This window comes from Ruegeria sp. CDSC002, assembly GCF_059610905.1.
Genome location: NZ_JBXWOM010000001.1, coordinates 41,056 through 59,051, shown reverse-complemented (window position 1 = coordinate 59,051; position 17,996 = coordinate 41,056). Strand labels below are relative to the sequence as shown.

19 protein-coding genes and 1 tRNA gene are annotated in these 17,996 nt (G+C 57.8%); 7 read left to right on the top strand and 13 right to left on the bottom strand.

Features of this window, described 5'->3' with window-relative positions:
* Window positions 1-2 precede the first annotated feature (2 nt).
* From AC2FJE_RS00305 to AC2FJE_RS00295, 3 genes are all read right to left on the bottom strand, one after another.
* Window positions 3-434, bottom strand: a complete 432-nt coding sequence (locus AC2FJE_RS00305) for a universal stress protein (RefSeq protein ID WP_058271716.1) — start codon at window positions 432-434, stop codon at window positions 3-5.
* On the bottom strand, window positions 431-3,040 hold the full coding sequence (locus tag AC2FJE_RS00300; RefSeq protein WP_472723826.1) for a TRAP transporter permease: 2,610 nt from the start codon (window positions 3,038-3,040) through the stop codon (window positions 431-433). The genes AC2FJE_RS00305 and AC2FJE_RS00300 overlap by 4 nt, the downstream gene beginning before the upstream one ends.
* Window positions 3,041-3,142: 102 nt before the next feature.
* Window positions 3,143-4,111: a TAXI family TRAP transporter solute-binding subunit gene (locus tag AC2FJE_RS00295; RefSeq protein WP_058271718.1), complete on the bottom strand. Its 969-nt coding sequence runs from the start codon at window positions 4,109-4,111 to the stop codon at window positions 3,143-3,145.
* Window positions 4,112-4,500: 389 nt separating this feature from the next.
* Here AC2FJE_RS00295 and AC2FJE_RS00290 point away from each other — a divergent pair, with 389 nt between their 5' ends.
* Window positions 4,501-5,994, top strand: coding sequence for a BCCT family transporter (locus AC2FJE_RS00290; protein WP_496760336.1), 1,494 nt, complete (start codon window positions 4,501-4,503; stop codon window positions 5,992-5,994).
* Between the two features lie 332 nt (window positions 5,995-6,326).
* Here AC2FJE_RS00290 and AC2FJE_RS00285 read toward each other — a convergent pair.
* A tRNA-Leu gene (locus tag AC2FJE_RS00285) sits at window positions 6,327-6,412 on the bottom strand.
* Between the two features lie 146 nt (window positions 6,413-6,558).
* On the opposite strand from AC2FJE_RS00285, the gene AC2FJE_RS00280 reads away from it, so the two are divergent.
* A complete protein-coding gene (locus AC2FJE_RS00280) occupies window positions 6,559-7,137 on the top strand; it encodes a YqaA family protein (protein ID WP_058278010.1) in 579 nt (192 codons plus the stop codon).
* Window positions 7,134-7,598, top strand: a complete 465-nt coding sequence (locus AC2FJE_RS00275) for a disulfide bond formation protein B (RefSeq protein ID WP_496760334.1) — start codon at window positions 7,134-7,136, stop codon at window positions 7,596-7,598. Before AC2FJE_RS00280 ends, AC2FJE_RS00275 begins: the two co-directional genes overlap by 4 nt.
* Before the next feature lie 6 nt (window positions 7,599-7,604).
* Here the strand turns inward: AC2FJE_RS00275 and AC2FJE_RS00270 are convergent, their stop codons facing one another.
* Entirely contained in the window at window positions 7,605-8,189 is a 585-nt protein-coding gene (locus AC2FJE_RS00270; protein WP_058278012.1) for an HNH endonuclease, read from the bottom strand.
* A gap of 213 nt (window positions 8,190-8,402) precedes the next feature.
* Between AC2FJE_RS00270 and AC2FJE_RS00265 the strand changes: the two genes are divergently transcribed.
* Together AC2FJE_RS00265 and AC2FJE_RS00260 are read left to right on the top strand one after the other, a co-directional pair.
* Window positions 8,403-9,008 carry a pseudouridine synthase gene (locus tag AC2FJE_RS00265; protein WP_496760332.1) on the top strand — a complete coding sequence of 202 codons (606 nt, stop codon included), beginning with the start codon at window positions 8,403-8,405 and terminating at the stop codon, window positions 9,006-9,008.
* 31 nt (window positions 9,009-9,039) lie between these two features.
* Complete coding sequence (locus AC2FJE_RS00260; protein ID WP_496754142.1) at window positions 9,040-9,465, top strand: VOC family protein; 426 nt, start codon at window positions 9,040-9,042, stop codon at window positions 9,463-9,465.
* A 4-nt stretch (window positions 9,466-9,469) separates the two neighbouring features.
* Here the strand turns inward: AC2FJE_RS00260 and AC2FJE_RS00255 are convergent, their stop codons facing one another.
* The 4 genes from AC2FJE_RS00255 to AC2FJE_RS00240 are packed head-to-tail and all read right to left on the bottom strand — an operon-like array spanning window position 9,470 to window position 11,566.
* Window positions 9,470-9,772 (bottom strand): putative quinol monooxygenase, encoded by a 303-nt coding sequence (locus AC2FJE_RS00255; RefSeq protein ID WP_496760329.1) that lies wholly within the window; start codon window positions 9,770-9,772, stop codon window positions 9,470-9,472.
* Window positions 9,766-10,269: a GNAT family N-acetyltransferase gene (locus AC2FJE_RS00250; protein ID WP_496754146.1), complete on the bottom strand. Its 504-nt coding sequence runs from the start codon at window positions 10,267-10,269 to the stop codon at window positions 9,766-9,768. The genes AC2FJE_RS00255 and AC2FJE_RS00250 overlap by 7 nt, the downstream gene beginning before the upstream one ends.
* Window positions 10,270-10,271: 2 nt before the next feature.
* A complete protein-coding gene (locus tag AC2FJE_RS00245) occupies window positions 10,272-10,937 on the bottom strand; it encodes an alpha/beta hydrolase (protein ID WP_058271726.1) in 666 nt (221 codons plus the stop codon).
* Window positions 10,934-11,566 (bottom strand): DNA-3-methyladenine glycosylase family protein, encoded by a 633-nt coding sequence (locus AC2FJE_RS00240; RefSeq protein WP_282151577.1) that lies wholly within the window; start codon window positions 11,564-11,566, stop codon window positions 10,934-10,936. The genes AC2FJE_RS00245 and AC2FJE_RS00240 overlap by 4 nt, the downstream gene beginning before the upstream one ends.
* Before the next feature lie 97 nt (window positions 11,567-11,663).
* On the opposite strand from AC2FJE_RS00240, the gene AC2FJE_RS00235 reads away from it, so the two are divergent.
* The gene (locus tag AC2FJE_RS00235; protein WP_058278017.1) at window positions 11,664-12,881 is read left to right on the top strand and encodes an MFS transporter; all 1,218 of its coding nucleotides are present in this window, start codon (window positions 11,664-11,666) and stop codon (window positions 12,879-12,881) included.
* Here AC2FJE_RS00235 and AC2FJE_RS00230 read toward each other — a convergent pair.
* Entirely contained in the window at window positions 12,878-13,294 is a 417-nt protein-coding gene (locus tag AC2FJE_RS00230; RefSeq protein WP_496754149.1) for a MarR family winged helix-turn-helix transcriptional regulator, read from the bottom strand. The genes AC2FJE_RS00235 and AC2FJE_RS00230 overlap by 4 nt on opposite strands.
* A gap of 91 nt (window positions 13,295-13,385) precedes the next feature.
* Between AC2FJE_RS00230 and AC2FJE_RS00225 the strand changes: the two genes are divergently transcribed.
* Entirely contained in the window at window positions 13,386-13,976 is a 591-nt protein-coding gene (locus AC2FJE_RS00225) for a YceI family protein (protein ID WP_496754151.1), read from the top strand.
* On the opposite strand, the gene AC2FJE_RS00220 is transcribed toward AC2FJE_RS00225, so the two are convergent.
* Genes AC2FJE_RS00220 through cysS form a run of 3 tightly spaced genes read right to left on the bottom strand, consistent with a single transcriptional unit; the run spans window position 13,977 to window position 17,787 of the window.
* Complete coding sequence (locus AC2FJE_RS00220) at window positions 13,977-14,759, bottom strand: squalene/phytoene synthase family protein (RefSeq protein ID WP_496754153.1); 783 nt, start codon at window positions 14,757-14,759, stop codon at window positions 13,977-13,979.
* Window positions 14,756-16,390, bottom strand: coding sequence for a citramalate synthase (gene cimA / locus AC2FJE_RS00215; RefSeq protein ID WP_496754155.1), 1,635 nt, complete (start codon window positions 16,388-16,390; stop codon window positions 14,756-14,758). Before cimA ends, AC2FJE_RS00220 begins: the two co-directional genes overlap by 4 nt.
* Window positions 16,390-17,787, bottom strand: coding sequence for a cysteine--tRNA ligase (gene cysS, locus AC2FJE_RS00210; RefSeq protein WP_496754157.1), 1,398 nt, complete (start codon window positions 17,785-17,787; stop codon window positions 16,390-16,392). Before cysS ends, cimA begins: the two co-directional genes overlap by 1 nt.
* Window positions 17,788-17,996: the final 209 nt, after the last annotated feature.

Genomic DNA, 17,996 nt, shown 5'->3' with positions numbered 1-17,996 from the left:
TCTTAGCGCACCACGTAGACAGAGACGTCTGAATGCCGCACGACCCGTGCAGCATTCGGACCCAGCAGGTAATCTTTCAGGTCGGGTTTGTGCGCACCGATCACGATCAGATCGCTACCAGCACTGTCCGCAGTTTTCAGGATTTCCTGATAGGCAGTACCCGTCGCGACCACGTGGCGGATCTTTTCATTCCGATCCGCCCCCAGTGTGGACACACACATCTCGGCCAGTTTGGTATGTGCCTCTTCCAGCGCCTTGTCGTGAAAATCACTTTCGAAAAAGCCAGACACCCAACTTTCTCCGAAATCCGGCAGGACCGTCACCACATCCAGTTGAGCACCTTCCTGATCGGCCAGCTTCGCAGCTTTCTTCAGGACATGCGTATCAAGATCGCCGTTGCTGATATCGACGGCACAGAGAACAGCGTTTGTCATGCGGTCACCTCTTGTCTGGCGGCGCGGCCGCGCTGAAGGAAAGCGATCAGTCCCAGCAAGAGCATTGCCGGAATGTAGATCAACTGTTTCGGTGGCTGGCTAGCCGGCAAGCTGACCGACGTCAGGCGCACTGCCTCATCCCCGTAGTAGTCGAAGATATCCAAGTCATCCGCGACAGGTGTCCCGAACAATGGCTCTTCGAGTTTGACCAACCCGTCTTCTTCAAGCAGCAGCAAGCCCATCGCGTCGACACGCGCTTGCCCGCCCTCTTCGCTGCCAACGGGAACAACAACCGTCGTGTCCGTCATCTCAAGCGTGTCAAAGTCTGGCCCGCTGATGACCATGCGCACCTCGGTACCCGGAGGTGTTTCGCCGATGGTCTCCACAAACGCAGCAGGCTCGACCGAGGTAAACGGCGGCGCGATGCGGTTCATGAAGAAGTCGGGCCTGAACAGCGCGAACGCCACAAGGATCAGCGCGATGCTTTCATAGATGCGGCTGCGGGTCAGGAAGTAACCCATTGTGCCGGCTGTGAAGACGAGGATGGCGATTGTCGCAAATATCGCCACGGTTATGCCTTCGACCCACGTCACATCGATCAGCAGCAGGTCCGTGTTGAAGATGAACACGAACGGCAAGGCCACGGTGCGCAGGCTGTAAAAGAACGCAATGAAACCGGTTTTGATTGCGTCACCACCGGATACTGCAGCGGCCGCAAAGCTCGCCAATCCAACCGGCGGGGTCACGTCAGCCATGATCCCAAAGTAAAAGACGAACAGGTGCACTGCGATCAACGGAACGATAAGTCCGCTTTGCGCACCCAGCTCAACAACCACACCAGCCATCAGCGAACTGACCACAATATAGTTTGCGGTGGTCGGCAGGCCCATGCCCAGGATCAGGCTCAGCAGGCCGACCATAATCAGCATCAGGATCAGGTTGCCGCCTGACAGGAACTCAACCAGGTCGGCCATCACTTGTCCGACACCAGTCAGCGTCACAGTGCCCACGATGACGCCGGCTGTTGCCGTTGCCAGCGCGATTCCAATCATGTTCCGCGCGCCGTCGATCATGCCCTGCCAAAGGTCAGCGACACCATCAATGAACGTGTTGTAGACGTTGCTTTGCCCGCGGAATATCGCCTTGAGCGGCTTCTGCGTCAGCAGGATCACGAAGAGAAGCGTCGTGGCCCAGAAAGCCGACAGACCCGGTGACTTCTGCTCGATCATCAAGAAGTAGACCAGCACGATAATCGGCAACAGGTAGTGCAGCCCAGCTTTGTAGATGTCGGCAATGACCGGCAAGGTCACTTCTTTGGCGTTTGGATCGTCCGGCTCAAGATCCGGCACCTGAGCGGCCAGATACAGCAGTGCCACATAGATGGCACAGATGATCAGGCTGAGGACCAGCCCAGCCGATGACGGCACCCAGTTTGTCACCGCTTCGACCGGGAATTGAGAACCGTAGCACAGCCCGGCAAAGACAAGGAAGAAGGACAACATACCGACAACTGTGCGCGCCAGCTTTACGTCGCGGTCGCCCAGCGTGGGCATGTTCCGCTTCACAGCCTCAAGGTGCACGATGTAGACCAGCGCGATGTAGGAAATCGCGGCAGGCAGGAAGGCGTGGGTGATCACCTCGACATATGAGATGCCCACATATTCGACCATCAGGAAGGCCGCGGCCCCCATCACCGGGGGCATGATTTGCCCGTTCACGGATGAGGCAACCTCGACCGATCCGGCTTGTTCGCTGCTGAACCCAACACGCTTCATCAGCGGTATGGTGAATGTACCCGTTGTCACAACGTTGGCGATGGACGAACCCGAGATCAGGCCGGTCGCGGCCGAACCCACGACGGCCGCCTTGGCAGGACCACCACGCAGGTGCCCCAAGGCACCGAAAGCCATCTTGATAAAGTAGTTCCCTGCCCCGGCCTTATCCAGCAAGGCCCCGAACAGAACGAACAGGAAAACGAATTTGGTCGAAACCCCAAGCGCGATGCCAAACACGCCCTCGGACGTGATCCACATATGGCTCATCGCCTTTTTCAGGCTTGCGCCTTTCCAGCGAATAACCTCGGGAACCCAATCAGAGGATCCGAAAAACACATATACCAGAAAGATCGTCGCAATGATCGCCATTGCGGGGCCAAGCGCACGACGCGCGGCCTCGAACAACAACAGCAGACCAACCAGGGCGACCCATTTGTCGGTGTCATCCGCAAGACCGCCTGCATCGACGATCTTGTTGTAAAAGAAATAACCATACAGCGCGACAAACGCGCCCAGCAGCCCCATAATCCAATCCTGAACCGGGATATAGTTGCGCGGGCTTGATTTCAGTGCCGGATAGGCTGCAAAGGCCAGAAACAACGCAAAGGCCAGGTGAAACTGCCGCGCGTTGTTCACAACGCTGCCGGGCAGTACATAGTTTGCCAGAGGCGAGGCCAGGACGACCTGAAAGATCGACCAGATCGCGGCTACCACGGCCAGGAATATCCCGACATTACCGACCGGATTACGTCCACCCGCATCGGATGAGGCTACAAGGTCCTGTAGCTCTTCTTCGGATAGCGGACGATTGGATTGTGTGTCGGAACTCATGAAATGTCTCCCCGTCGCGGCCATTTTTGGCCTTCTGATCCACCCGATTTGTTCGGGTTTGGGTCGCAGGGTGCCCGTTGGGCACCCTGCTTTAGGTCTGGCTTACTGAACCCAGCCTTTTTCTTTATAGTACTTCTCAGCACCCGGATGCAGTGGAGCCGACAGGCCATCTGCAATCATCTCTTCGGGCTTGAGGTTGGCAAATGCAGGGTGCAGCTTTTTGAAATCGTCGAAGTTCTCGAAGACCGAGCTGACAACCGCATAAACCGCGTCATCTGACACGTCTGCCGAGGTCACGAACGTCGCGCCCACACCAAAGGTCGAGGTGTCGCCATCCGAACCACGGTACATGCCACCGGGGATTGTTGCGGTACGGTAGAACGAGTTGTCGTCTACCAGCTTGCTGACGGCGTCGCCGCTGACGTTCACCAGAACCGAGTCACAGGCTGTAGTCGCTTCCTGGATCGAGCCCGACGGGTGACCGACGGTGTAAACCATAGCGTCGATCTGGTTGTCACACAGAGCCGCCGACTGTTCAGCCGCTTTCAGCTCGGTCGCCAGCTCGAAATCGTCGGTGGTCCAACCCATTTCGCCCAGCAGGACTTCCATCGTGCCGCGCTGACCGGAACCGGGGTTACCGATGTTGACGCGCTTGCCCTTCAGGTCCTCGAAGTTGGTGATGCCGGAATCGGCACGTGCAACAACGGTGAACGGTTCGGGGTGTACCGAGAAGACGGCGCGCAGGTTTTCGAAGGGGCCAGCCTCTTCGAATTTCGAGCTGCCGTTATAGGCGTGGTACTGCCAGTCGGACTGGGCGACACCAAACTCCAACTCGCCTTCGCGAATGGTGTTGATGTTGTAGACGGAACCACCGGTCGACTCGACCGAGCAACGCACGCCGTGCTCTTTACGGCCTTTGTTCACCAGACGGCAGATCGCGCCACCAGTCGGATAGTACACGCCGGTCACACCGCCGGTACCAATGGTGATAAACTCTTCTGCATAAGCGGCCGGAGCCATAAGAGCTGCGGTAACGACCGCGCCCAGGCTAAGCTTGCTGCTATTTTTCATTTTTGAGAACTCCCAACTCTTATTGTGGATGAGAGACAGTTCAGCGGCCCCCATCCAGGGACCTTGCCGGTACGGCAAGCGAACCCGTCTTGCAACGGGTCAAGCATCTGAAATTTAAAAGTCTCCCAACGCCTTTGACGTTTCATTCAGACACTCCGCTTGTCAACCCCTGCGCGGGGTATGAAGGCCCCGATCCGCAGATGTGAGGAGATTTCCGAAAGTTTCCCCCTTTAACGGGGCGGTTTCGCACAGATCGGCATCACTGGGTCGGATCATGAAAAACCGCGCCAGCTAAATATCCAAAAACACTTTGAAAGTTTGGATTCCGCAACCTAGGCTTGGCCAAACGACCCGATGTTTCATGAATTTACGCGGAAGGGTTCTGGACAGTGGACGGCAAATCACCCAGTCCGATGCTTGTGATCGCCCTAGCCCTTAGTGCGGCCATCGCAATCTGGGGCATTGTTGACCCGCAAGGCCTGGGTCGCATTGCTGCATCGGCGGTTGAGACGCAATTCAACAGCCGCGGCTGGTTCATCATGCTTGAGGTCAGCGGGCTTTTGTTTGTGGTCCTCTTTCTGGCCCTGTCAAGATTTGGAGATATCCGCCTTGGCCCTGACACAGCCGAACCAGAGTTTTCAACGACCGCATGGATCGCGATGTTATTCGCCGCAGGAATGGGTGTCGGTCTACTGTTCTATGGCGCAGCCGAGCCGCTGACCCACTACGAAGTGCTGCGTCAATACAATAGCGACGCAGAAGCGGCCAGTTATGCGATGTTCGTGACCTACTTGAACTGGGGGTTCCACGCCTGGGCGATTTACGGAATCGTCGGATTGGTCATCGCCTATTTTGCCTATCGCCGAAATCGCACTTTGTTACTGAGTGCCCCAGTCACCGACGCACTTGGCGAAACAGGATGGACAAAAGCGCTGGGGTGGGTTTTCGACTTGCTCTCGATCGTCGCAATTGCCGTCGGGTTGGCGGGCTCAATGGCAATGGGGGTATTTCAGATCCAAACCGGATTGGCAGGCCTATTGGGTATAGAAACCCCAAGCGTGCTGACGCTGCCCGTTTTTGCCGCGCTTTGTATTGCATTCATCATACCGTTGCGTCGCGATCTGGGAGACGGAATGGCCCTGCTGTCCAACGCAGCAATGCTGATCGCCGTCGGGATGATGGTCTATCTTCTGGTGCTGGGTCCCACATCTTATCTGATGGATGGCATCGTTTCGGGATTCGGACGCTATCTGTTCGGTGTCCTACCAGCAGGCTTCTCTACGGCTGAGTTCTTCGACGACCTGTTGGTCGACTGGTTCCACGGATGGACGCTGAACTATATGATCTGGTGGCTGGCTTGGTCACCCTTCGTGGGCATTTTCATCGCCCGGATTTCCCGCGGACGCACGATCCGAGAGTTTCTGATCGGAGTCGTCGTCACCCCTACACTTTTCTCTATCCTGTGGTTCGGCGTTTTTGGCGGCTTGGGTTTTTTCGATGCTTTGCGTCAGGACGGAGCCTTATCAGCCGTCAACGCAGAGAACCTTGACGCAACAACATTTGCGTTGCTTGAGCGCTTCCCGCTAGATGGCATCACAAGAATAGCAACAATCCTGGCCGCGTTCCTGTTCGTGGTTACCAGCGTCGTCAGCGCCGGGTTCACCCTTGCGATGATAGGGACCGGAGGCGACGACAACCCCTCCCCCCGAATTCGTACGATTTGGGGCATTATCCTTGGCGCGTTAGGGATGGCGATGATTCTGGTGGGCGATATCTCTCTGGTCAGGTCCATCATAGCGCTGTCAGCCATCGCCTTCGTGTTTATCGTGCCAATTCTTGTTGTCTGTCTGTTCAAACGTCTGGCGCAGGAGGACCGATCATGAGTGGCCAACTGATCGACACCGCACTGAACCTAAGCGTTTTCGCCTATGTTGGGTTTCTGGCGTGGCTGATCCTGCGACGCAGTAAATGAGCGCAGAAACTGGGAATGGATTCGGCATGAACAACCCTAGTTTGTTCGCTTTTTCCTGAGTTTGCCGGAAAACTTGCCCGAAAAAGCTGCGCGCAATCCGGAACTTAGATTGTCGCCAAGCTTTCCAACGACCGTCAAAACCCCGACATTTTCGGTACCGGACCAAAAGTGGCAACATGAGCATTCGAAATGCCAAAAAAGAAAAAACAGAGAGCAGGTTCCCCTAACTCTCTGTTTTTACCTTGGTACCCAAGGCCGGACTCGAACCGGCACGTCCGTTAGGACGGGGGATTTTGAATCCCCTGCGTCTACCATTCCGCCACTTGGGCCACGAACACTGGATTAGCGCTCATAATCGGGAAGGTCCAGAGGCAAAAAACAACCGATATTCAGTTTGTTTTCTTCAGGCACGGTTGACGACCCATCAGGCGCATGGTTTGGCTGACGCAACAAGAGAACGGGATTTTAGCATCTGATGTTGCGATCGCTCTATGACTGGACCATTCGTCTGGCCGAACACCCGCACGCGCTTTGGGCTCTGGCCATTGTGGCATTTGTCGAAAGCTCGTTCTTTCCGATTCCCCCGGACGTTCTGATGATTCCCATGATTCTTGCGCGCCCGTCGCGCGCCTGGCTGATCGCGACGGTCGCCCTGGTGGCGTCGGTGCTGGGAGGCATGCTGGGTTATGCGATCGGCGCGTTCTTCTATGAAAGCATCGGCCAACCCATCCTCGAATCCATGGGCAAAGCGCATGCCATGGAAGAGTTCAACACCAAGTTCAACGACTTCGGATTCTGGGCCGTGCTGGGCGCAGGGATTACCCCATTCCCGTATAAGGTAATCACCATCATGTCCGGTTGGACGGGCATGCCGCTGGGCACATTCATCGCCACGTCGATTCTGGCCCGCGCGCTCAGGTTCTTTGTTGTTGCCGGGCTGCTTTGGGGCTTTGGTGAACCCATTCGCAACTTCATCGAAAAGCGTCTGGGGCTTATGTTCACTCTGTTTGTCATCCTGCTGTTCGGTGGGTTCTTAGCGGTGAAGTTCTTATGACACGCAAAAAACTGTTGATCCTGATAGCGGCTGGCGGTTCTGCTGCACTCTTGCTGGGCGCGTGGGCGTTTCAACACCTGGGCGGTATGACCCCGTGCAAAATGTGCATCTGGCAACGCTATCCCCACGGCGCGGCTGTTCTGATTGGCGTGTTGGCCTTTGCCTTTCCAGGCATTCGCCCCCTGCCGCTTTTGGGTGCGGTTGCCGCGATGGTGACTGCCGGGATTGGCATGTACCACGCAGGCGTCGAGCAGAAATGGTGGGAAGGTCCAACCAGCTGCACGTCGGGCGATATTGGCGGATTGTCCGCTGAGGAGCTTATGGATCAGATCATGTCCGCGCCGCTTGTGCGCTGTGATGATATCCCGTGGGAGATGTTCGGCCTGTCGATGGCCGGGTGGAACGCTGTGTTATCGGCTGGTCTGGTTTTAGTCTGGTTGGCCGCGTTCCGCGCAAAATAAACTTTACTACGCGTCCAGTTCGGCATCCCAATACAGAAAGTCGATCCAGCTGTCATGCAGGTGGTTCGGGGGGAACTTGCGCCCGATGTTTCGCAGCGCCTCGGCATCTGGCTGACGCGGCGGTTTGCGCAGCGACATGCCCGCCTGCCGCAGCGACTTCGATCCCTTCCTCAGGTTGCAGGGGCTGCACGCCGCCACAACGTTCTGCCAACTGGTCACACCCCCGGCAGCCCGCGGAACAACATGGTCAAAGGTCAGGTTGTCCCGGCTTCCACAATACTGGCAGCGGAACTCGTCCCTTAAAAATAAATTAAAGCGCGTGAAGGCCACGCGCTTTCTGGGTTTTACATAGTCTTTGAGGACAACGACCGACGGTATTCGGATCTCGGTACTGGGGCTTCGGACGACCTCGTCGTATTCGGCCACGATATCCACCCTGTCCAGCCAGGCCGCCTTGATCGCTTCTTGCCAGGGCCACAGGGACAGTGGGTAATAGGATAAGGGGCGATAATCGGCGTTCAAAACCAATGCCGGATGGTGCTTTAGGGCACCCGGTTCCCTGACAAATTCGGTCCTGAATTCTCCGTCCATATCGGAATCGCTCCTCGCTCTGCTCTGCCCGTTATTGACACCAGAGCGGGGAACACCCGCCCCGGCCTTAACTCAACTATATATCGTGTTAAAACTCTGACAAGCCCTGAGTTTCCACAACATCTCGGGTATTGAGTATGCCTGCTCCGTAACAAAGACGTGACAGTTATCCACAGGTTGCGTTCTCTGCCTCTGGCAGGCTATGGCGGGATCATGAGCTGGTTCATACGATTCAACAAACCCTTCGATGTGTTGCCGCAGTTTACCGACCGCGCAAATGCAGAGACGCCGCGCAGCACTTTGTCGGATTTCATCGACCTGCCCGGTGTGTATCCGGCTGGGCGGCTGGATCGCGACAGCGAGGGCCTGATGCTGCTGACTGACAACGGCCGGCTGCAGGCGCAAATATCGGACCCCAAGCACAAGATGCCCAAGACCTATTGGGTTCAGGTGGAAGGTTTGCCCGATGCTGCCGCCCTGAAAGCGCTGCGCGACGGGGTCGATCTGAAGGATGGAAAAACGCGCCCGGCCAAGGCCCGGTTGATGGATGAGCCCGAAGGCCTGTGGCCACGAAACCCACCTATCCGCGTCCGCCAGTCTATACCAGATCACTGGATTAAGCTGACCCTGCGCGAAGGCCGCAACCGGCAGGTTCGACGCATGACGGCTACGGTCGGTCATCCCACCCTGCGCCTGATCCGCGCCCGGATCGGGGACTATACGCTAGAGGGGTTGGAGCCCGGTCAATGGGACAGCTTGACGGCCCCTACATTGGATTCCGCGCCGCAACGTAAACGGGACCGCCGACCGCGCAGGTGACAAAAACGTCCTTTTGTGATAGGGTTAAGGCATGAAAGTCACCCGAAGCACACCATCCCCAGAGGGGATCCTTGAGGCCGCGCTTTACGTCGGAGACCTGGACGCAGCCGAACGATTCTATGGTGAAATACTGGCGTTAGAGTGTATTCAACGCGTCGCGAACCGGCATGCATTTTTCCGCGTCGGCGGATCGGTGTTGTTGCTGTTCAACGCAGATGAGACGGCAAAGCCGCCGGAAAATCCGAACCTTCCCGTCCCGCCGCATGGCGCACGCGGGCCCGGTCACGTCTGCATGACTTTATCGCGGACAGAGATCGACGAAATGCGCAAGCATCTGCTGGAGTGGAACATCCCCATAGACGCCGAGTTCGATTGGCCAAGCGGGGCACGGTCGCTGTATGTTCGGGACCCCGCCGGCAACTCGGTAGAATTCGCTGAAGGTCACCTGTGGAACTGAGACCCTAGCGCAGCGGTTGCTTTTCTCCCCCGACAATCCGGTAGATGTCGCTCGAAACAACGCCCACTTCGCCCAGAACAGCTTGAAACTCGGCCATATGCGAGGTAGCGAAATGCGCCTCGAGCGCGGCCTGATCCTGCCATTCTTCATACACGCGGAACTTGTTGGATTGCCCGAGTATCTGGCTGAATTCATAGATCAAGCAGCCGGACTCTTTCACGGTTTCGGTGACCATTTTCTGTGCCGCCTCAATGGCTTGGCCGACGCCATCTGTCGACACTTCAACCGTTCCGGTGACAATCAGCATGTCGTTTCCTTCTTCAATTCAAACCGTTTCGAAATCCTGTCGACTGGCGTTCCGTCTTGCAGTGAAACAGCATAGGTGACCGAGTAGTCGCGGAAACCCATCTTGTCGTAATAGCTAAGCCCCTGCCGGTTGTCGGCCCGGATCGTCGCGTTGAGCGCGCTGAACCCAAGGGCCGCGGCATAGGTCGCGGTTTCAGAGAACAACGCCCGCCCTGCCCCTTTCAACACCGGCTCTCGCCGGGTGAAAGTCGCTATATCCGCGCAATCTTCCGGCAGGTTCTCATTCGTGCCAAGCCATTGAAACCCGGCCACCTCGCCCTGTTCATCAAGGGCAACGTGGCAACAGATTTTGTCTGCACCATTCAGGTAGACTTGGGCAAACAGCGCCTCAGAAAACGGTGTTTCAAACGCGGTCGTCCCGCCGATGGCTATGATTTCGTTGAGAATTTGGCAGGCAACTGCCACGTCCTCAGGCATCATGGGACGGACCGCGATCATCGCTACAGGCTCAGCTTGTCGCGCATAAAGGCCAGCGCGACGCTAAGACCGTCCGGGGCAATCCCGTGGCCGGTGCCTTTCATGACATGCGCATATACTTCTTTGAAATCTGCAGCCTGCAGTGCTTCGGCAGCTTCGGGCAGAGATTGCGGTGGAACCACATCGTCGGCATCACCATGCACCAAAAGGATCGGCATTCGGCTGACGGTTTCGTCGGGCAGCAGGTCCGGTTCCAACAACCGGCCAGAGAACGCAACAATCCCAGCCACCGGGTCTTCGCGGCGCGGCGCGACGTATAGGCTCATCATCGTACCTTGCGAGAACCCAAACAGAACCACCTGTTCGGGCAGCACATCTTCATCCACCATCAGGGCATCCAGGAAGGCGTTGAAATCGTCGGCGGCCATTTCCATGCCACGGCGTGCTTCTTCTTCGGACGACCCGTCAATCCACGGGATCGGAAACCACTGATATCCGTTGGGCATTCCGGGAATCTGTTCCGGCGCATCGGGTGACACAAACAACGTGTCGGGCAGATGTTCCCCCAGCGGATCGGCCAACCCCAGCAAATCGGCCCCGTTGGCGCCATAGCCGTGCACGAACACCACGACCGAGCGTGTATCGCCCGAAACCGGCTCTTTTCGGAGCGCATTCAAAACCCGTGTCATCTGATCCCTTCTCGTTCTTTTGCCACCCGGTAATAAGCCCACAAAACCCGCGCCGCAACCGACCGCCAGGGCGACCAGGCCTCGGCCATCTGGCGCAGCTGTTTGTCGGTCGGTCGATCGGGCAAATCATAGAGGATGCGCGCAGCCTCTTGCAGCGCCAGATCGCCCGGCGCGATCACGTCAGCGCGGCCGAGCGAAAACATGGCGTAGATCTCGGCGGTCCAGACGCCAATACCCGACACCTCGGTCAGGATCGCCACCACGTCATCGTTTGAAACGTCCCGCAAGGCTTTGTAGTCAATGCGCGCCTCAGCCAAAGCGCGGGCGTAGCGAATTTTTTGCCGGCTTAACCCAACTGCACGCAGATCATCGTCGGTGGCCCACATGATTTTGCGCGGGCCGGTCAGTTTCGCATCCTTCAACCGGTTCCAGATCGCATTGGCCGAGGCCACACTCACCTGCTGACTGACTATGGCGCTAAGCAGTTGCGCAAACCCGTCCGGGCGACGGCGCAAGGGCAACGGACCGGTCTGTTCCATCGCATAGGCCATGCGCGGGCAGCTTTCGGCCAGCCACGTCGCGCCTTCTTCCACACAGTCGGGTGTTTCTATGATCCGTCCAACGGACATGTGCTCTCCGGCCTCGATGATCGACTGCACGTTAGGCTGCTTTGCCGCAGATGCAACCCGCTTGTGCACAATCGTTTTCGCCATTACGCATGTGCTCATGACGATGACCGCCACCCCCTCCGACAACAGTCAGGCCAAACGGAATGTCGCCGTTCTGGTGGCCGCGCAGGCCTTGCTTGGCGCACAGATGCCGATGATCTTTATCGTCGGTGGGCTGGCCGGGCAGTCATTGGCAACCAATCCCTGTCTGGCGACTCTGCCCATATCATTGATCGTCCTTGGCTCAATGCTGGCGGCGACGCCGATCTCGGCCATTATGCAACGCTGGGGTCGCCGGGCTGGATTTCTGGTGGGGGCAACGGCAGGGGCTTGCGGCGGGCTTGTCGGCGCATATGGCTTGTTTCTGGGGTCATTCCCAGTGTTTCTTGCTGGCAGCCTGCTGACCGGCATCTACATGAGCGCGCACGGTTTCTACCGCTTTGCCGCCGCTGACACCGCATCGGACGATTTCCGTCCCAAAGCGATTTCCTACGTCATGGCGGGCGGTCTGGCAGCGGCAATCATCGGGCCTCAGATCGTCAAACTGACCTCGACCGCGTATGTCATCCCTTTTCTCGGTACGTATATCGCTGTCATCGCGGTGAACGTCATTGGCTCGGCCCTGTTCTTCTTTCTCGACATTCCGACCCCGCCCAAACCTGCGGCTGATGCCCCCAAAGGCCGGTCCCGGATCGAGCTTCTGAAGACGCCGCGTATTGCGGTTGCAATCATCTGCGCCATGGTGTCCTACGCGCTGATGAACCTTGTGATGACGTCGACACCGCTGGCCGTCGTGGGCTGCGGGTTCAGCGCCAATGACGCGGCGGATGTCGTCACCAGCCACGTGTTGGCGATGTACATTCCCAGCTTTTTCACCGGGCAGCTGATAGCACGCTTTGGGGTCGAACGGATTGTGGCACTGGGCCTACTCATTCTTGCCGCAGCCGGAGTGGTGGCTTTGCAGGGCGTTGAACTGGGTAATTTCTTTGTCGCGCTGATCCTGCTGGGCATCGGCTGGAACTTTGGCTTTATCGGCGCAACCACCATGTTGGCTGAATCGCATGACGTCAGCGAGCGCGGACGCATGCAGGGGCTGAACGACCTGCTGGTGTTTGGTGGCGTCACGTTTGCCTCGCTGGCTTCCGGCGGGCTGATGAACTGTTCCGGCGGTTCTCCAATCGAAGGTTGGACCGCGGTGAACGTCGCGATGATCCCCCTTCTGACTTTGGCGGGCGGCGCGCTTTTGTGGCTGACGATGCGGCCCCGAACGGCCTAATCGTTAAGGTTCAGTATCGGTGCAAAGGCACCTAATTTCTGTGCCTCGGCGATCCCCTCATCAATGTGCTTGCGGTAGATATCCCACATCAGCCGCCTCAGGGTGCGGCCTTCGTCTGTAATGCGAAGAACCTTCCCCCGCCCATCCCCAGCTGCAGCATGGCGTGTCAGCAACCCGTCTTCCGCCATCCGTGCGACCTGACGAGAAAAGCTGGACTGATCAAACAGAAGTTGCTGCTCTAGTTGCTTGGGGCGCAGACCGTCCGGCGATCTCTCTAACTCCCAAAGAACATCATACCAGTGCAGTCGTGGATATCCGGCTGCCACCAGCGCGCGCTCAGCCCGGGAAAAGATCCGGGTGCGTGTCTGGTTCAGTGCGATCCAAGCCGCCTCTCGTTCTTCAAATCCGCTCATCACGCCTCCGCGAGGATTGTGGTTTTCCTTTGCTCATCATTTTAGATGCATTTACATGTTAATTATCAACCCTGCAAATCAGAGAAATGTCATGAAGCTGTTTACCGCATCTGCCCTCGTCTTGGCACTGGCCACACCAGTCCTTGCCGAAACTTATCACTTTGATCAAAGTCACACCGAAATCCGTTTCTACTACAACCACGCGGGACTGACCGAACAATCCGGCGAATGGACCACCGTATCCGGCACCGTCGAGTTTGACCCCGAAAATGTCACCGCAACCAGCGCGGATATCACAATCGACGCCTCAAGTGTCGAAACCGGTTGGGGGCCGCTCAACGATCACCTCAAAAGCGGTGACTTCTTCGATGTCGAAGCTTACCCAAACATCAAATTCATCTCGACCTCGGCGGTGCAAACCGGTGCAAGCACCCTGCAAATGATTGGAGATTTGACAATCAAGGATCAGACCAAGCCCGCAACGCTTGAGATCGACCTGACCTTCATGGGCGAACACCCTCTGGCCGGATTTTTCGATTATTACAAAGGTGACTGGGTTGCTGTCGAAGCCGCTGGCCAACTTTTGCGCAGCGAGTATGGCGTCGGGATGTTTGCCCCGGGAACGTCGGACTTGGTGCAACTGAAAATCTCGGCCGAAATGCGCGCCGGCGGCTGGGAGTAATTACCAGCGCCCCGTCGCCGCCTGCACCATCAATGACAGGCGGCGGCGGATTTCACCCGGACCGAGTGTACCGGCAGCGACCCTGTCCGGGCGCGCTATGGCCTGCTTCAGAACCAATTCGGTTTGCCAACCGGCATGCAGCGCAGCGGCGGCTTTTACCGAAACCGAGCGCCGCTGAGTACGGGCCCGTTTCAACCGCCCGTACGCTTTTTCGGCCAGACGCTGAACACCCGCAGGCGTGCCATCCAGCAGCGGAATTCGCCCGCGCGCTTCAAGGTCCGGGATGGCGCGCAACCAGTTGGCTACCCCAACGGAATAGCCAAAGTCCCGCACGACATCCTCATCCGCCGCCCCCAGCGCTTGTGCCGCTACCACCGTGAGCGTGCCCGCGCTGTGGTTTATGTACGCGTCGAAATGATCTTCGTCCTCGAACGGGTCGCGATAAATATCCCAACGCCTTACGGCCACATATTCGTCCATCATCGACGCAAGATGAGAGGACAGGACACGCGACAGCGGTGTGACGACCTCATGCCGACGCACGGTTGGACCTTCGGCAATTTCTTGCAACGCATCACGCCACCATTGCAGGCGCATCTCGGCAATCATCGGTTCTTGCGTCACCCAGGGTGCCCGGGCGACTTCGATGTTCAGCGCATAGATCGGAAATAACACCGCCCGTGCGGAAACTGGGGCCGCCATGGCTGCCATGAACCGGTCGGGATCCGCCCGATGCAACAGCGCGGCACAGGCCTTGACGTCATCGTCAAATGGCGCACTCACTCGGCGACTGCCGACTGTGGGCCGCAATCACGCACCAGTTTCCATTGGATCGCGTCCAACAGCGCCTCGAACGAGGCATCGACTATGTTCGCGCTGACGCCAACGGTGGACCACCGGCGACCCTGCCCATCTTCACTGTCGATGATAACGCGGGTCACAGCCTCGGTGCCGCCCTGCGTGATACGCACCTTAAAGTCGACCAGGTGCATATCGTCCAGAATCCGCGAATACTGTCCAAGATCCTTGGCCAGCGCCTTGGCCAGCGCATTCACCGGACCCCGGTCACCGCCGGACCCATCCAGAGACTCGCTGACCGACAGCTTCTTTTCGCCGTCGACCTTCACCACAACAACGGCCTCGGACAAGCTGACCATCTTGTTGTACTTATTCTTGCGCCGCTCAACGGTGACCTTGTACCGCTTTACCTCAAAGAATTCAGGCAGTTGACCCAGTTCTTCCCGCGCCAGAAGCTCAAAGCTGGCCTGCGCGGTGTCGTAGGAATAACCTTCTGCCTCGCGCAGCTTGATCCGCTCGAGGATACGGCCCAAGGCCGGGTCACCGGATTCGACCGACAAACCGGCCTCGATCAAGCGCTGGCGCAGGTTCGACTGTCCCGCCTGGTTCGACATCGGAATGATCCGTGTGTTCCCAACCGACGCCGGATCCACATGTTCATAGGTCGTCGGGTCCTTAAGGATCGCGCTGGCATGCAGCCCAGCCTTGTGCGCAAATGCGGACGCCCCGACATAGGCCGATTGTTTGCTGGGCACCCGGTTCAGGATCTCGTCCAGCATGCGGCTGACGCGGGTCAGACCCGCCAGCGCCTCGACACTGACGCCGATGTCAAAGTTCGATGCATAAGGTTCTTTCAGCAGCAGCGTCGGGATCAATGAGGTCAGGTTCGCATTTCCGCAACGCTCTCCCAATCCGTTCAAGGTTCCCTGAACCTGCCGCGCGCCCGCATCGACAGCTGCCAAAGAACAGGCCAACGCGTTTTCCGTATCGTTGTGGGTATGGATACCCAGCCGGTCCCCCGGCAGGCCCGCCGCGACCATCTCGGACACGATCCGAGACACTTCCGCAGGCAAAGCGCCCCCATTGGTGTCGCACAGAACAACCCAGCGCGCACCGGCATCCATCGCGGCCCGGCAAACCTCAAGCGCATAGGTTGGATTGTCCTTGTAGCCATCAAAGAAATGCTCGGCATCAAACAGCGCCTCGCGCCCCTGCGCTACGATATGTGCAACAGAGGCACGGACGTTCTCGACATTCTCCTCAAGCGAGATGCCAAGCGCATGGGTCACGTGGTAATCGTGCGACTTACCCACCAGACAGACCGCCCGCGTACCCGCGTTCATCACCGCCGCTAGAACATCGTCATTCTCAGCCGACCGGCCCGATCGCTTAGTCATCCCAAAGGCTGTCAAGCAGGCTGACGTCTTGGGAGCCGCATCGAAAAACGCACTATCCGTCGGGTTCGCACCCGGCCAGCCGCCCTCGATATAATCTACGCCCAACTCATCCAGAGCCTGCGCGATCTGCACTTTCTCAGCGGTCGAGAACTGCACACCCTGTGTCTGCTGCCCGTCGCGCAGAGTAGTGTCGTAGAGGTAGAGGCGTTCTTTAGTCATCATACGCCCTCCAGCTTGGCCGCATCGAACCCTGTGCCCGGAACCAGTTCGACGCCATTCTTGCTCATTCGTACTTCCAAACCAGCGGCCAGGTAAGCTGCCTTTAGGCGATCGACTTCCGAGAAATCTTTGCTCTGCATTGCACTCGCCCGCGCATCAGACAATCTGTCTGCATGAGCTGAAAGATCCACCGAAGCCGTATCAGCCCAAGCACCCATTTCTTGCGACAACAGACCAAGTAGCTGAGCACCCGCCAGCAACGAGGCCGCATCACCATCCGCCGCCAAACGGTGCAACTCCGCCAAAGCACCCGCCGTGTTCAAGTCATCGCTTAGCGCAGCAACGACTGCGGGTGCAGCGCTGGCGGCGGGCTCGATGCCCGCTGTCAGCGCCCGCCACTTGCGCAGCGTCGCCTCAGCCTCACGGGCCTTTTTCTCAGTCCAGTCCATCGGCTTGCGATAATGCGTCTGCAGGAAGACAAACCGGATCACCTCGCCCGGCACGCCCTGCTCAAGAAGATCATGCACCGTGAAAAAGTTGCCCAGTGATTTGGACATCTTCTTGCCTTCCACCTGCAACATCTCGTTGTGCAGCCAGACGCGCGCGAACTCACCATGCGGATGGGCGCATTTGCTCTGGGCGATCTCGTTTTCATGGTGCGGGAACATCAGGTCGTTTCCGCCACCGTGAATATCAAAGCTCTCGCCCAGCAGCTCATAGCTCATGGCCGAACATTCGATGTGCCACCCCGGACGACCACGACCCCATGGGCTATCCCACCCCGGCAATTCATCGGTCGAGGGCTTCCACAGCACGAAATCCATCGGGTTCCGCTTGTATGGCGCAACCTCAACCCGGGCACCGGCGATCATGTCATCCACCGATCGACCAGACAAAGCGCCGTAGTGTTCCTTCCAGCTGTCAACTGCGAACAGAACGTGCCCTTCGGCTGCGTAGGCGTGCCCCTTCGCGATCAAATCTTCAATCATCGCAACCATTTGCGCGATGTACTGAGTCGCACGCGGCATTTCGTCGGGCTCAAGCGCGCCCAACGCGCCCATGTCGTGCAGATACCAGCCGATGGTTTCATCCGACCGCTCCTGCACCAACTGCTCCAGCGTGCCCTCAGCACCCGCCTTCTGGCGTGCCAGCGCGGTTGCGTTAATCTTATCATCCACGTCGGTGAAATTGCGCACATAGGTCACGTGATCCGACCCGTAGACATGGCGCAGCAACCGATAGAGCACGTCAAACACCACCACGGGCCGCGCATTGCCCAGATGGGCGCGATCATAGACCGTGGGTCCGCAGACATACATCCGCACGTTATCGGCACTAATCGGAACGAAATCTTCTTTCGCCCGTGTCCGTGTGTTGTGCAGTTTGATTGTCGTCATCAGTCGGCTCCTAAAGACAGCAAATGCTTGCGCTTGGCGCGGGCTTAGCAACTTGTCTCAGGGATGAAAACGAAAGAAACCGGCCCGCTTGATAAATCAGCAGGTAATGCAGCAGATAATGATGCAGGTCATACGGTTCATGTCCTTCCCCTAGCATGGACAACGCGTTCAGCCAAGACTTGAGTTCAATCTCAAGGTGACGCACCCTT

Coding starts and splice junctions, on each gene's coding strand:
- AC2FJE_RS00230 (WP_496754149.1), bottom strand. CDS start 13,294: ATGAGCGGATTTGAAGAACGAGAGGCGGCTTGGATCGCACTGAACCAG.
- AC2FJE_RS00305 (WP_058271716.1), bottom strand. CDS start 434: ATGACAAACGCTGTTCTCTGTGCCGTCGATATCAGCAACGGCGATCTT.
- AC2FJE_RS00245 (WP_058271726.1), bottom strand. CDS start 10,937: ATGACACGGGTTTTGAATGCGCTCCGAAAAGAGCCGGTTTCGGGCGAT.
- AC2FJE_RS00225 (WP_496754151.1), top strand. CDS start 13,386: ATGAAGCTGTTTACCGCATCTGCCCTCGTCTTGGCACTGGCCACACCA.
- AC2FJE_RS00250 (WP_496754146.1), bottom strand. CDS start 10,269: ATGATCGCGGTCCGTCCCATGATGCCTGAGGACGTGGCAGTTGCCTGC.
- AC2FJE_RS00260 (WP_496754142.1), top strand. CDS start 9,040: ATGAAAGTCACCCGAAGCACACCATCCCCAGAGGGGATCCTTGAGGCC.
- AC2FJE_RS00295 (WP_058271718.1), bottom strand. CDS start 4,111: ATGAAAAATAGCAGCAAGCTTAGCCTGGGCGCGGTCGTTACCGCAGCT.
- AC2FJE_RS00265 (WP_496760332.1), top strand. CDS start 8,403: ATGAGCTGGTTCATACGATTCAACAAACCCTTCGATGTGTTGCCGCAG.
- AC2FJE_RS00270 (WP_058278012.1), bottom strand. CDS start 8,189: ATGGACGGAGAATTCAGGACCGAATTTGTCAGGGAACCGGGTGCCCTA.
- cysS (WP_496754157.1), bottom strand. CDS start 17,787: ATGACGACAATCAAACTGCACAACACACGGACACGGGCGAAAGAAGAT.
- AC2FJE_RS00235 (WP_058278017.1), top strand. CDS start 11,664: ATGACGATGACCGCCACCCCCTCCGACAACAGTCAGGCCAAACGGAAT.
- AC2FJE_RS00280 (WP_058278010.1), top strand. CDS start 6,559: ATGTTGCGATCGCTCTATGACTGGACCATTCGTCTGGCCGAACACCCG.
- AC2FJE_RS00300 (WP_472723826.1), bottom strand. CDS start 3,040: ATGAGTTCCGACACACAATCCAATCGTCCGCTATCCGAAGAAGAGCTA.
- AC2FJE_RS00275 (WP_496760334.1), top strand. CDS start 7,134: ATGACACGCAAAAAACTGTTGATCCTGATAGCGGCTGGCGGTTCTGCT.
- AC2FJE_RS00255 (WP_496760329.1), bottom strand. CDS start 9,772: ATGCTGATTGTCACCGGAACGGTTGAAGTGTCGACAGATGGCGTCGGC.
- cimA (WP_496754155.1), bottom strand. CDS start 16,390: ATGACTAAAGAACGCCTCTACCTCTACGACACTACTCTGCGCGACGGG.
- AC2FJE_RS00240 (WP_282151577.1), bottom strand. CDS start 11,566: ATGTCCGTTGGACGGATCATAGAAACACCCGACTGTGTGGAAGAAGGC.